The 12,892-nt window shown below is 42.5% G+C and carries 19 protein-coding genes; 12 read left to right on the top strand and 7 right to left on the bottom strand.

The window, feature by feature from the left end:
• Positions 1 to 11 precede the first annotated feature (11 nt).
• The gene (locus tag FLA_RS27820; RefSeq protein WP_076376513.1) at positions 12 to 971 is read right to left on the bottom strand and encodes a 5-oxoprolinase subunit C family protein; all 960 of its coding nucleotides are present in this window, start codon (positions 969 to 971) and stop codon (positions 12 to 14) included.
• 3 nt (positions 972 to 974) lie between these two features.
• Complete coding sequence (gene pxpB, locus FLA_RS27815) at positions 975 to 1,676, bottom strand: 5-oxoprolinase subunit PxpB (RefSeq protein WP_076376511.1); 702 nt, start codon at positions 1,674 to 1,676, stop codon at positions 975 to 977.
• Positions 1,677 to 2,101: 425 nt separating this feature from the next.
• Here pxpB and FLA_RS27810 point away from each other — a divergent pair, with 425 nt between their 5' ends.
• Positions 2,102 to 2,920, top strand: coding sequence for a hypothetical protein (locus FLA_RS27810; protein ID WP_076376509.1), 819 nt, complete (start codon positions 2,102 to 2,104; stop codon positions 2,918 to 2,920).
• A 2-nt stretch (positions 2,921 to 2,922) separates the two neighbouring features.
• Here the strand turns inward: FLA_RS27810 and FLA_RS27805 are convergent, their stop codons facing one another.
• Complete coding sequence (locus FLA_RS27805; RefSeq protein ID WP_084206046.1) at positions 2,923 to 3,456, bottom strand: hypothetical protein; 534 nt, start codon at positions 3,454 to 3,456, stop codon at positions 2,923 to 2,925.
• 102 nt (positions 3,457 to 3,558) lie between these two features.
• On the opposite strand from FLA_RS27805, the gene FLA_RS27800 reads away from it, so the two are divergent.
• Together FLA_RS27800 and FLA_RS27795 are read left to right on the top strand one after the other, a co-directional pair.
• Positions 3,559 to 3,792 carry a hypothetical protein gene (locus FLA_RS27800; protein ID WP_076376507.1) on the top strand — a complete coding sequence of 78 codons (234 nt, stop codon included), beginning with the start codon at positions 3,559 to 3,561 and terminating at the stop codon, positions 3,790 to 3,792.
• Between the two features lie 242 nt (positions 3,793 to 4,034).
• Complete coding sequence (locus tag FLA_RS27795) at positions 4,035 to 4,295, top strand: RNA recognition motif domain-containing protein (protein WP_317047805.1); 261 nt, start codon at positions 4,035 to 4,037, stop codon at positions 4,293 to 4,295.
• A 67-nt stretch (positions 4,296 to 4,362) separates the two neighbouring features.
• Here FLA_RS27795 and FLA_RS27790 read toward each other — a convergent pair whose 3' ends face one another.
• On the bottom strand, positions 4,363 to 4,635 hold the full coding sequence (locus tag FLA_RS27790) for a hypothetical protein (RefSeq protein ID WP_076376503.1): 273 nt from the start codon (positions 4,633 to 4,635) through the stop codon (positions 4,363 to 4,365).
• A gap of 142 nt (positions 4,636 to 4,777) precedes the next feature.
• Here FLA_RS27790 and FLA_RS31585 point away from each other — a divergent pair, with 142 nt between their 5' ends.
• On the top strand, positions 4,778 to 4,924 hold the full coding sequence (locus tag FLA_RS31585) for a hypothetical protein (RefSeq protein WP_159445064.1): 147 nt from the start codon (positions 4,778 to 4,780) through the stop codon (positions 4,922 to 4,924).
• 148 nt (positions 4,925 to 5,072) lie between these two features.
• On the opposite strand, the gene FLA_RS27785 is transcribed toward FLA_RS31585, so the two are convergent.
• On the bottom strand, positions 5,073 to 5,402 hold the full coding sequence (locus tag FLA_RS27785) for a hypothetical protein (protein WP_076376501.1): 330 nt from the start codon (positions 5,400 to 5,402) through the stop codon (positions 5,073 to 5,075).
• A 140-nt stretch (positions 5,403 to 5,542) separates the two neighbouring features.
• Entirely contained in the window at positions 5,543 to 5,905 is a 363-nt protein-coding gene (locus tag FLA_RS27780; protein WP_076376499.1) for a hypothetical protein, read from the bottom strand.
• Positions 5,906 to 6,127: 222 nt separating this feature from the next.
• Here FLA_RS27780 and FLA_RS27775 point away from each other — a divergent pair, with 222 nt between their 5' ends.
• A complete protein-coding gene (locus FLA_RS27775; RefSeq protein ID WP_076376497.1) occupies positions 6,128 to 7,282 on the top strand; it encodes a glycosyltransferase in 1,155 nt (384 codons plus the stop codon).
• A 4-nt stretch (positions 7,283 to 7,286) separates the two neighbouring features.
• Here the strand turns inward: FLA_RS27775 and FLA_RS27770 are convergent, their stop codons facing one another.
• Positions 7,287 to 7,586, bottom strand: a complete 300-nt coding sequence (locus tag FLA_RS27770) for a DUF3175 domain-containing protein (protein ID WP_076376495.1) — start codon at positions 7,584 to 7,586, stop codon at positions 7,287 to 7,289.
• Between the two features lie 110 nt (positions 7,587 to 7,696).
• Between FLA_RS27770 and FLA_RS27765 the strand changes: the two genes are divergently transcribed.
• The 7 genes from FLA_RS27765 to FLA_RS27740 all read left to right on the top strand — a co-directional run bounded on the left by FLA_RS27765 (position 7,697) and on the right by FLA_RS27740 (position 12,775).
• Complete coding sequence (locus tag FLA_RS27765; RefSeq protein WP_076376493.1) at positions 7,697 to 8,545, top strand: hypothetical protein; 849 nt, start codon at positions 7,697 to 7,699, stop codon at positions 8,543 to 8,545.
• A 188-nt stretch (positions 8,546 to 8,733) separates the two neighbouring features.
• A complete protein-coding gene (locus FLA_RS27760; protein WP_076376491.1) occupies positions 8,734 to 9,474 on the top strand; it encodes an ABC transporter ATP-binding protein in 741 nt (246 codons plus the stop codon).
• Positions 9,471 to 10,241, top strand: coding sequence for an ABC transporter permease (locus tag FLA_RS27755; RefSeq protein WP_076376489.1), 771 nt, complete (start codon positions 9,471 to 9,473; stop codon positions 10,239 to 10,241). The genes FLA_RS27760 and FLA_RS27755 overlap by 4 nt, the downstream gene beginning before the upstream one ends.
• 18 nt (positions 10,242 to 10,259) lie before the next feature.
• Positions 10,260 to 11,291, top strand: a complete 1,032-nt coding sequence (locus FLA_RS27750; RefSeq protein WP_076376487.1) for a sensor histidine kinase — start codon at positions 10,260 to 10,262, stop codon at positions 11,289 to 11,291.
• The gene (locus FLA_RS27745) at positions 11,291 to 11,983 is read left to right on the top strand and encodes a LytR/AlgR family response regulator transcription factor (protein WP_076376485.1); all 693 of its coding nucleotides are present in this window, start codon (positions 11,291 to 11,293) and stop codon (positions 11,981 to 11,983) included. The genes FLA_RS27750 and FLA_RS27745 overlap by 1 nt, the downstream gene beginning before the upstream one ends.
• A gap of 61 nt (positions 11,984 to 12,044) precedes the next feature.
• A complete protein-coding gene (locus FLA_RS31965) occupies positions 12,045 to 12,176 on the top strand; it encodes a hypothetical protein (protein WP_262495918.1) in 132 nt (43 codons plus the stop codon).
• Positions 12,177 to 12,253: 77 nt separating this feature from the next.
• The gene (locus tag FLA_RS27740) at positions 12,254 to 12,775 is read left to right on the top strand and encodes a 3'-5' exoribonuclease domain-containing protein (protein ID WP_076376483.1); all 522 of its coding nucleotides are present in this window, start codon (positions 12,254 to 12,256) and stop codon (positions 12,773 to 12,775) included.
• Positions 12,776 to 12,892 lie beyond the last annotated feature (117 nt).

Raw genomic sequence — 12,892 nt, 5'->3', positions numbered from 1 at the left:
ATTATTATTTGCTAAGCGTATAAGCGTTTAAAAATATACTGCTTTAACTCCTCCATTTGCTTCTGGTAATTTAAATAGATTTCTTCGGCTGTTTCTATGTTCACGTGTTTAAATTCAATGGTATTGCCGGGTAACAGCTGGGCACACAATGCAATATCTGGTTCTACCACCTGTGCAAGGCGTGGATAACCGCCTGTAGTCGGTCCGTCATTCATCATTATTACCATGTTTCCATCCGGCAGCGCCTGAATGGTGCCTGCACACACGGCAGTAGAAAGCATTTCCCCGGCAACTGATTTTTTCATTTTTGCCGCTACGCGGTAACCCATGCGGTTGCTTTGTGGAAGCACAGGTAAAGGATTATCAAAAAAAAGCGCTCTGCTGTCATGCGTAAATTGAAGCCATTCTGGTCCGTGCATAGCCCTTACTACTACCGATGCGGCATATGGTAAAATGGTGGAAGCAGCGATGGCCCAGTTTCCGGAATACAAAACAGCTTTTTTTACAGCGCCTGTATTTAATATATCTTCTTTTTTCAGCGGTCGTCCCTGGTAACCTCCCCATCCTGCCGGAAGGTATGTGCTAAAGCTGTTTAATACCAGCGGCACCTCCCAACCTCCCTGTACGGCCAGGTACGACCGGCAACCTGTTCCTGTATACTGAATTTTTAAAACACCACCTGCGGGCATTGCCAGGGTTCTCCAGCAATCTACCGGCTTATTATTAATAAACACTTTAACGCCATGTCCTCCTACAGCAACCCAGCCCTTTTCTTCAAACAACAATTGCAACCCACCCATTGTAATTTCCAGGGTAGCGCAGGTTTCTTCATTACCTACCAGCCAGTTACTTACACGATGGGCAAACCCATCTAATGCACCACCGGTAACAACGCCCTGCGATTTATAGCCAATGCGTCCCGTATCCTGTACAGTGGTTAATATGCCTGGTTGAATTACTGTTACTTTCATAGGCTATGTGTTTGCAGATGTAACCGGTACAAAGCAAACTTCATCACCTGCCTGCAAAAAGGCGGGGGGAGTATTACCGGGATTAAACAAACTAAGGGTTGTGCTGCCAATAATTTGCCAGCCACCGGTTATTTGCATCGGGTAAATTCCGGTTTGTAAACCGGCAATTCCTACCGAGCCTGCCGGCACATTGGGCCGTGGTGTTTGTTTGCGGGGTGTATCTAATAAAGTGTTCATACCTCCTAAATAAGCAAAGCCCGGTACAAATCCTAACAGGTACACCTGGTAAATTGCCTTACTATGTAAATCAATTACCTCCGCTTCGGTCATTTTACAGTGAGCAGCCACAAAACTGAGGTCGGGCCCGTGCGCACCTCCATACAAAACCGGAATCTCTACTCTACGGGGTTTTGCCTGTATAGTAGTGGTATCTGTCTGCGTCAATAATTGAAGAATAAATGCTTCTGCTTTTTCGGCAGCAGTTTCTCCGGGCAAATGGCCCTGGCTTTTAACCACAATGGGATTATAAAAAACGGAAAGTGATGCGTAAGAGGGAACCAGTTCTACTAAACCATTCCACTGTGCCCGGTAAATACATTCCTGTAAAAGGCGTATGGAACCGGCTATGCGGGGTTCAATACGTTGCTCCCATTCTATAACTATGGCTTTTTCTGATATGCTGTATATCCTGGAAGGCAGAATCATATGCTGATAAGGGTTGCTAAAAAAACACCGTTAGGCTTCCACAATGCTTTAAACTTACCTCACAAACTAATGCCGGCGTGCATAGGCTTGTAAATAGTGCTTGCAAAGGCGGAATCCCTAACGGTGTGGGCAGGTATTTAAGCAAAAATTAGTCCAAAAGCAACAAAATAACCAGCTTCTGTCCACTTCGGGTATATTTCAACTGCTTTGTACACAGGCAAATACACCCTGAAATCTGCTTTTATACTGTCCAATTTCAATTTACTGATTTTTTCATTTTTTCAAAGCTTTTGCCATCAATTGTTCTGCTGTTGTCCTTAAAATGCTATTAATACCGGCTCAAACATGGGATATAACAATTTTACTTCTCTTAAAATAGTGTTATATTTAGCATAGTTAAGTCACTCAATTAAATGTACCCCCTCATGAGAAATGTAATTACGATTGCTGTTATGTGTGTAATGGTTATTGCGGGTAAAGCGCAAACTATTTGCAAAAAAGTGGATTCGATTGTTACAGAAGCCAAAAAACTATATACATCTCAGGTCGCAGGTATTTATGGAAAAGAAGTATTGCGTCAGCAATATCCTTTGCTGGAAGACAGAACGGGCGGTTCCGTTACCTATTCTGAAAACGGAAAAATCTTATGTGTGTTCTTTTCTAATGAAGAAAACCCCAGCGTGGTGGCCACTATCGGGTTTGATAACATCAACACTCCGGGTAAGCCCCAGGTAGATACTGCTTATCGCAACTTTACGGGCTACGAGAGAGACCTGTATACTTTACAAAAGAAAACAGAAGAACAGATTGCTACTAACAGCATGTTTAAAAAATGCAGCAACACACGCTGGAACATTGTACCGCTTACTGATAACAAGTCCAAAAGAGTGTATGTGTTTACCGGTTCCAAAGTAAACGGCACCGTGGTTTTTGGAAATGATTACCTGCTTACGTTTGATGATAGCAACGCGTTAACGGTTGCAAAACCTTTACACCAGAATATGATTCCATTAAACTACCACCAGGATAAAGACATGGAACCTATCACCACTGTTCATAACCATTCGGGCAATGCTACAGATTGCTTTACTGCCACAGATGTGTGTACGGTAATGCTGTATGAAAAATGCGCCAACTGGAAAAAGCATATGGTTATTTCCAAATCACAGGTATCTACCTGGGACTGTGAAAAAGACGAGCTTGTAACGGTATCATTAAAAGAGTGGGAAAAAAGTAATAAATAAACTTAGTTACGTTCTGCAATCTGAAAGCGGCTTTTCATCATCTCCAAAGCTTCGGCTGTTTCTTCTTCATCACTGTAATAAGAACCAGGCAAAGCAATAAGCCGCTTTCTGATCCTGCCTTTTTCATCCGCAAAGTGAATAGTAAAAAAAGCCCTGCTCACTCCACTGGAGCCTGCATTGGTAAATTGAATTCGCCGTATTTTCTCTATTGCTATTACCGGTGTTTCTGAATGATAGGTGCTTCGGATAATGCCATATACCAGAAAGGCAGCCACCCCAATAAAAATAATAGCCGATCCGTAAATATCTTCCTGCAAGGCGTTGAACGCTACATATAATAACATTACGGCCAGCAGTGCATAAATCAATAAAATGCGGCTGGTGTTGTTTCCCACCGTTAGTTTAGCCATATCACCAATAATACCATCCCTGGTTAATACAATTTTATCAGGTAAAATATGACAGTAGCCGGTTTTGGTTTTAAAAGTAAGGTCGTTGGCTATAAAACCTTCCTCGTTTTCTACTAGTGTGGGCATAGGAATGTCCGCTTTATTGTTATGCCCTAAATTTTATGCCTGTGTTATTCGTTTGCATGCATCTGGCATAAAATTTTTATGCTACGGGCAAATACCGGAGTTATGAGTTGTATCGAACGGGAGTTTTACATTCCCTATCCTGAAAATACCAGCACCAGGGTGTATATGAAATGCATGGAAAACGGTCCCCGTTTTGTTGTGTTCCTTGCAGGCGAAGAAGGAAATGTGATAGTGTATTCCCAAACAGATGCGGCTGGAAACGAAACCTGGTACGAGGGAGATGGAATTGCATCGCAAAGTGCTGCCGAAATAGGAAAGAGGATGGAAATAGAGTGAAAAACCTCCGTTGGTATAGATATTATTTAATATATAACCACTGGAAACAGAATGTTAACAAATAACAGTAAATTTTTCCGTACCTTCGTGCGCGTTAAGAATTTGAGTTTTACAGCATTTTGTAAGTGAATTGTTTTTTCTACTGTTAGTTAGCTTTCTTTACTCCTGCTTTTGCCTCAGATCATTTTTTATTTTTTTTAATATTTAGTATGAACATTTACGTTTCAAATTTAAGCTTCAACGTGCAGGATGAAGACTTAAGATCTTATTTTGAAGAACATGGTGAAGTAACTTCCGCTAAGGTAATCATAGACAGAGAAACTGGTCGTAGCCGTGGTTTTGGTTTTGTGGAAATGCCTGATCAGGCAGCAGCTGAAAACGCTATCCGCGAACTGGATGGTGCTAGTGTTGAAGGTCGCTCTATGAGAGTGAACGAAGCTAAACCAAGAGAAGAGAAGAAGCCAAGATCTTCTTACTCTGGCGGTGGCAACAACCGTTGGTAGTAGCTTGTTACAACAAGATTATTAAAAAAGCCGTTTCAACTGAAACGGCTTTTTTATTGTAGCTATGCTAGCGGTTAAATAACCCGCCCAGTAATTTACCTGTTTTTACTAATGTTGACCTTAAGTTAACCGGGTCTTTCTCATACTCCCTCACTTCCTCTTTCAACACATCAAAACTGTCAACGAAAGAAGCTTCGATAAAGGAATACTTCGCCAGTATAGCAGTACTTTCCTCAATTAATTGTAACGACTCTTTGTACAGTTTAAAACTATGCGGTGGTTCCAGCAGGTATTGTTTAATTTCTGTCAGTCTTACAATATCCGAATTACTGATTTTCATAATGCAAAGGTACACTATGGGGCCTGTTTTACTCATTATGGCTCAAAACGCTGGCACACATTAACTTACCATTGTACAAAGTAGTTTTTGCGGGCAAAAAGGCAGTTTGGCAAAGTACTTGAATTTATAATAGTGTAACCTTATGAAAAGTACATCTTACATACAACCTATTATCCGTATGTTGCTACCACCGGAATTACACGCCTTTACTGATATACAGGTGTGGAAGGCTATCGGGCTTCATATGATCTCACGTATTAAGGATACGTTGCAGGCCGATTCACTGTAACCAGGCGTTTATGCCGTTACTGTTTGTGCCAAAATCAACTATATCCTGTACGCCGGAGGTGGCGCATGCACAAATAAAAACGGCAACCAATGGTTGCCGTTGATAGCAATCGCTGCCTGCGATTGTCTTTGTTTTGGGCCCCGTAACGTTATCTCAACTTATCTGCGTTGTTTCCGATACTATAATAACCTTTCTGTATTACAGGCCGTTTGCTATTGGTAATGTTTTTCACTTTTAGTCTGGGAGATGCTAATTTTTTATCGTTATCTCCAATGGTATAAAATCCTTTTTGTGCTGCTACCGCAGTGCTGTCCTGCTCTGCTGCAACGGTTGTGGCTACAGGTAATTTTTGCGCATTGTTGCCAATGGCGAAATATCCTTTTTTAATGTCCTGCTGTTGTGTGTTGAAATCTTTAGCGCTAACGGTTACCAGTGTAGTGGTTACCATCAGGGCCATAAGAACTATCTGCTTTTTCATAAACTACTGTATAAAATCCTAATAATGGTTTTCTGTGTTGATATTACAAGTTTATACTCCTTCACTTACCCCTCTTTGCCTTAGCAAAGCGTAGTAGGTGGGCAGCACCTGTGTAATGCAGGTTGTGATAAAGCAAAAAATCAGATTAACAGCACACAGTTCCTGATATACAGGTTGGCAGAAAGATTTGCCACTGTGTTTTTAGAAAAACGAACCGAAGTAAAAAGGGCATGGTGTACAGGTGAAAAAGAAAAAACACGCTGCGTGGTAGCACTTACCCGGGGCATTTTTATTTTGCCCACCGGGGCAGTGTGGTGCGCATGTGCTTTTACAACTGTTCCGTCTTTTTCAACAGATTCATTTTCAAGAGAAATTTCTGAATTATCGCTGGCAGATAAAACCGAGGCATAAATATCCTCTTCTGCATAAGAAGTGTCGATGGCTACCCCGGTTGTAAAAACCAGGTAGATCATTGCCAGTATAAGAGCATACACTTTCTTCATAATTCATGGCAAAACTACTGTGGATATAGATTACTGTATCATGCAGGACTGTTAAAAACAGAAAATTGAATAAAATCCACTAGTCCAGTTTTTATAGGTAAGCAGGGGATAAACTCCGGTAATAAACTGCTACACAATTGATTACCTCTATAAACACCTGGCTGTTGGCGTCTTACATTTTTTCTTCCTTTTTGCCCTCTGTAGTCACGCTATCTTTGAAATATGATCACATTCTTTGCTATTTCCTCTGTTATTACCCTTGCCTGGATGATCGTTTGCATCTACCTGCTTATTAACGCCCGTTCCATAGGCCTGCTAAAAAATATTTCTCCACTACCACAGGGCAATGAACCTTCGCTGGATATTATTATCGCGGTAAGAAATGAAGAAGCCGACCTGGCCCAGGCACTGCAAAGTCTTTGTCATATCCATTACAGCAATTACCGCCTGGTAGTTATCAACGACCGGTCTACCGATGGTACCGCTGCCATTCTGCAACAATTCGCCGCGCAATATCCACATATCACGGTATACACTATCACCAGTTTGCCCCAGGGCTGGCTGGGTAAAAACCACGCCATGTACACCGGGGCCACTATTTCGCAGGGCGAATGGATTTTGTTTACCGATGCCGATGTATTGTACCAGCCCGATGCCATTAGCCGGGCTATGGCTTATGTGCTGCAAACCCAAACGGATAACCTGGTGGTTTTTCCGGAGATCATTTCCCGCTCAGCTATGTTTAACGCCATCAATGCTACTTTCCGCACCATGCTGGAAGTAAAGCTTCGCCCGTGGAAAGCCCGCGACCGCCAATCAAAAGCTTTTATAGGCATGGGCGCGTTTAGCCTGGTTAACCGCAAAGCTTATGTAAGCTCCGGCACGCACAGTAAAATTCCGCTTCGTCCCGATGACGATTTAAAATTGGGCGAGCAGATTAAAAGCGCCGGCTTTCAGCAGGACTGTTTATATGGCGATGGATTGTTACGGCTGGAATGGTATACCAGCGTACAGCAATTTATCAATGGCCTGATGAAAAATATGTTCTCCGCTTTTCAATACAACGCCTGGCTGGCCACGGCCAATGCACTGCTGGTGGTACTTATTATTATATTACCCATACCTGTGTTGCTGTTATCGGGCTGGTGGCAGTTGCAGTGTATGGCGTTAGTCATCCTGTTTTTTCAATGGCTGGCTTTTACGTTCCGCCCGGCCATGAATGCAGGGTGGTGGTATGTGTTTACCATTCCTTATGCCGGGGTGATTATGACTTACATTGTTTTTCGCAGCACGTGGTTAACGCTTAAAAACAAAGGCATTTATTGGCGCGACAGTTTTTACCCGCTGGATGAATTAAAAAAGGGCTATCACTCATAGCCCTCTATTCTTTGTGAAACACCTTCTTTAATTCCGCTTTTGCTTTTTCCAGCACCGCTTTTTGTTTCTCCGGTAAATTTTTACCTCCCCGGTTAATGTAAAAATTAAGCATCGACATGGCCGACTGGTAAGGCGTTCCCTTACGACGATGGCTCCGGCGCGAAGAATTTTTCAGCGACACTGCAATCGCATGCGGGTCTTCTTTTTTAAAAATACCGTCTTTCAGGTCCATGGCATCACTGGTAGCCATCACCTGGGCCGACCATTTTTTGCGCCGTGTAGTTTTCTTTTTATGTTGTGTCATACCCACTGTTTTTCTTACTGCACTATAAAATCGTGCCTGCGGCACTGTGTATTACCACACTATGCACATTCGATATTACAGGTATATTTGCGTGCCTTATTAAACACTGTATGATAACACACAAACTTTTAGCTAGCTCTCTTTTCGCAGGTGCTGTTTTTTGCATAGCCTGTAAAAGCAAACCACACCCCGTTGATTTAAAGCCGGAAATAACCGAATCTGCCCCGGCACTTGTTGATTCCGCTGCTGCTGCAGCCACTACTCCCGAAAGCGTACCCTCCACCACCGTGTCAGATGAAGAGCATTACCCGGGAGAGGCTGGTTTTGTTTGTGAACTGTTACAACGGGCAGACATGTTTAAAGAGGATGGTTGGGAGGATATGGAGAAGTTAAACTGGTTTGGTTTATTCAAAACAGCAGATAATAAAGTTTACCTGTCTGCCACTGCTATCACCGCAGAAAAAACCTATGAATCGGGAGAGCATACTGGATGGGATATAAAAACGCCTGGAAATGACGATACCTGTTATATATTGGTAACACAATATAATAACCTGTTCAGGAACGGAGCAGTAGAGGAAGTTAAGCATTTATCCTATGTCCGGTTGTATCCTGGAACCAATACCAACTTCCGTTTTAAAAACGTGGAGTATACTTTAAAAGCATCCGGCAAAAAACCGGATGATCCGGGTGATGGTATGATCAATTATAAACTGTATCTGGTATCTGAAAAAGATGGGCAAATGATAGAAGAATTACTGGTGCAGGAACCGTTTTTCGATGATACCATGGTAAGTATTTATTTTGCGGGCGATATGGATGGAGATGGTAAACTGGATCTATTATTAAACACCGCTTATAAATATAGCTTTTCGCGCCCCACCTTATATTTATCAAAACCTGCCGAAGCAGGCCACCTGTTGAAAGTAGTGGGTAAGCATACGTTTTACGGTTGCTAAAAACACAAACGACATACCGAAATACTTTACATTACTACCTGTTACTACTATTACCACACTTGGAATAGCTACCTGGTTATTGCCATTTGCAGAACAAGTAGCCCTACTTACAGAGAGGAAGGGGTGTTTGGCATAACGCCCCGGTTCTTCCTTAACGTCTCTTATAGCTTTACAGAAAGCAATAAGAAATGTTGTATTGTATAGAAACCCAACACCTCACTTACCACTACCAGAAAGGAAACACCTTACTGCATGGGCTGAATTTACAGGTTCCCAGCCAGGCCATCTACGGATTTCTGGGCGCCAACGGCGCCGGTAAAACCACCACGTTAAAACTACTCACCAGCCTTTTGCAAAATCAGTCGGGTAGCATTACGGTTCTTAACCAGCCATTGCCACCCAACAGGCTACAGCTGATGCAACAGGTAGGTGTGTTTATCGAAAGCCCTTCTATTTATAGCCACCTTTCCGCTACCGAAAACCTGGAAGTATTTCGCAGGCTGTACCAATGCCCGGTAGGCAACATCGCGGAAGCACTGGAAACCGTAGGCTTGCAAAACACCGGTAACAAAAAGGCCGGCCGTTTTTCGCTGGGCATGAAACAGCGTTTAGGCATTGCCGTTGCCTTGCTGCACAAACCTTCGCTGTTGATACTGGATGAACCTACCAACGGATTAGACCCGCAGGGTATGATTGAAATGCGCACCTTATTAAAAAAACTAAACCATGAACAACATATTAGCATTCTTATATCCAGCCACATGCTTGCTGAAATGGAAAAGCTGGTTACACATATTGGCATTATTGATAAAGGCCGCTTACTCTACCAGGGTACACTGGCTTCATTAACTACTACCCATACCACCAAGGGCACACCCGCTACACTCGAAACCACTTACATGAACCTGATAAACCCTGTTATTGTATGACCACTTTCCTGCACAGCTTTCAAAGCGAATGGCTGAAAAAGAAACACAGCGCCGCGGCCTATCTTACCATTACCGGCGGACTGTTAATTCCGGTAATCATGCTTCTTGCAGCGTTTTATCATTCCGATAGTTTGTATATAGAATATACCTCCGGAAAACTATGGCGCGACTTGTACTATAACAGCTGGCAATACATGGGCATACTGTTATTACCTATGGGTATTATATTAGTGGCCAGCCTGGTTACACAGCTGGAATATAAAAACAACACCTGGAAACAACTGCATGTAACGCCCCAGTCGTATACCGTTTTGTTTTTTGCAAAACTGTCGGTGGTGATGGCATTGTTGCTGCAATGCTTTGTGCTGTTTACCATAGGTATTTACCTGTGTGGTATTATTCCCTCGCTGCTATATACCAATTTACCCTATCCGCGGGAAGCATTTCCTGTTTGGCTGTTTGCAAAAGGCACCGGCAAATTTTTGGTGGCCTGTTTGCCTATAGTAGCATTGCAATATGTGATGAGCCTGGTAAGTAAAAATTTCCTGGTGCCTATAGGGGTGGGAATCGTTTTATTTATTGTGGGCATAATTGCCGCCCGGTTGCAGTATAATTACTGGATGCCTTACTGTTACTGCTCCCTGCAGTTTTTAAACCTTCCCCGTTTACCGGGTGGGTTGCCTTTAGAAATATGGGCTGCCGGCTATACCATATTATTTACAGTTGCCGGGTATATTATATATATTACACGAAAAGATAAATCCTGACCGGAAAAGCCTGATACTTTGAAAAAGCCAATTATTGCTTTGTTGCATATAGGTTACTGGATGCTGTATTCCAGCCTGCTACTGCTGTTGCTGTTTATGCTTAACAATGGAGCTGTATGGAATAACAGGCAGCTGGCGTTGTTTTTACCCTTGTTTATTTATGTACCGGCGCTGATAGGCTTTTATACGTTTTACACTTTTTTGTTCAGCCGTTTCCTGGTCCGTAAAAAAATACCCGCTTTATTGTTAACGGGCGTGCTTACTTCCCTGCTGGCAGGCATTGCGGGTATTAGCATCGTTTGGATAATATGGAAACACCGGCTGCCGTACAAAGAACAAACCACCGCCATCATCGCTTTTATTGTGATGATGGCGATTAACGCTTTGCTCAACGGATTGGTAGGACTTGTTATGCGGGCTTTTATCAGCTGGTATAACGATATACGCTGGAAAGAAACACTGGCCCGCAGAAATGCCGAGATGGAACTGGCGCTGGTAAAAGCACAAATCAATCCGCATTTTCTGTTCAATACACTCAACAATATAGATGTGTTAATTGAAAAAGATCCTGCGCAGGCTTCTGACTATTTTAAAAAACTCTCCGGCATACTCCGGTTTATGCTATACGAAACCCGGGCCGAACAAATAAGCTTGTCGGATGAACTGGCTTATATAGAAAAGTATATCCACCTGCAAAAGATACGGTCATCCCGTCCGGGTTATGTACACTACTCCGTAGAAGGTGCCGTAGGTAACATACAGGTAGCACCCATGTTGTTTATCCCTTTTATAGAAAATGCGTTTAAACATGCCGATACCAAAAAACAGGATAACGCCATTGTAGTAAAGTTTGACATGAGGGAGCGTGAAATTGTTTTTCATTGCAGCAACCGGTATATGCCCCACATGCAAAAGCAGGAAACTAACGAAGGTGGCCTGGGCAATAATCTTATTCAAAAACGTTTGCAGTTATTATATCCCGGCAAGCACCAGTTAAACATACAAACCGGTAATCAATTGTATACGGTACATCTAAAGTTGAGCGTGTAATGTCCATGACCTGTATTATAGTAGAAGACGAGCCGTTGGCCCAGGAAAGAACAAAAGGGTATATAGAGCGTGTGCCTTTTCTTACACTACTGGCCGTGTTTGATAATGGCATGGATGCTTTGGTGTATTTACAGCAGCACCCGGTAGACCTTATTTTTCTGGATATTCAAATGGATGATTTCTCCGGCATACAGCTGTTGGAATCGTCACAGCTGAAAAGCCAGGTTATTTTAACCACCGCCTATCATGAATATGCTATCAAGGGTTTTGATTTGCGGGTAACTGACTACTTATTAAAACCCTTCACCTTTGAACGTTTTTTGCAGGCGGCTAATAAAGCGCATACGCAACAACCCACTACAGATAAACCACCGGAAAAAAACTTCATTTTTATAAAAACCGGCCACCAGCTTAAAAAGCTGGTGTTACACGAATTGCTGTATATAGAAGGTAAGCGTGACTATCGTAAAGTATGTACTACGCAGAGTGCTATTATGACGCTGCAAACTTTTACCGAACTGGAAACAGAAATACCCGCATCCGTTGCCTGCCGCGTGCATAAGTCGTACATGGTGGCGCTGGATAAAATTGATACGGTAGAAAAAGATGCGGTGCATATACAGGATAGAATCATCCCGGTTTCCGAATCGTATCGCAAGGCATTTTTTGAGCGGATAGGAAAAAATCTGTAAAAAATGTCCGCAAAAATAATTTTCTTATTTTTGCAATGGAAAAACACACTCAACCTTAAACATGGAAGAATATGAAAACCGTTTATCTCTTTTAACACCAGCCATCTTCTCCTGCATTTATTACAACAACACTTCTGTAAAGGAAACATCCTGCAGCCAGCGCATGGGTTATCCCTTGCAGGAAAGAGGATAGAACAAACAACAACTTATTATTGAACAACAAACAATGCCCGACCTGTTTTGGACGGGTTGTTTAAAAACTATTGTAGCATGGCATACATAATGGTAGACATAGAAAGTGATGGTCCCATTCCAGGCGACTACTCCATGATTTCGTTTGGAGCCGTACTGGTAAACGACGCTTTGGATAAAACATTTTACGGAAGAATAAAGCCTATATCAGATAAGTATATACCGGAAGCATTGAAGGTATCAGGTCATACCCGGGAAGAGTGTATGGGTTTTGATGATGCAGAAACAGTAATGCGCAACTTTGCCCACTGGATTGCAGAAGTCTGTAAAAAAGACCGCCCGGTTTTTATCAGCGATAACAACGGCTTTGACTGGATGTTTATTTGCTGGTATTTTCACCACTTCACCGGTTCTAATCCTTTTGGCTTTAGCTCACAAAACCTGGGCAGCTTGTATAAAGGCGTGGTAAAAGATACTTTCCAAACTTTTAAGCATCTGCGCAAAACCACCCACACGCATCACCCGGTAGATGATGCCAAAGGAAACGCCGAAGCGTTATTGACTATTAAGAAAGAGTACGGGGTTAAAATGAAGTTGTAGTGTACACTATACTTTGCATTAACTTTTTATTTTTTGCTGAGCGGGGTTTTAAACCCCGCTTTTTTTATAATTTTTTTTCTGCTACGCAGATACACTGCATGGCACAAGGGGCATCTT

This window comes from Filimonas lacunae, assembly GCF_002355595.1.
Classification (GTDB): domain Bacteria; phylum Bacteroidota; class Bacteroidia; order Chitinophagales; family Chitinophagaceae; genus Filimonas; species Filimonas lacunae.
This window is presented reverse-complemented; position numbering and strand designations above follow the sequence as displayed.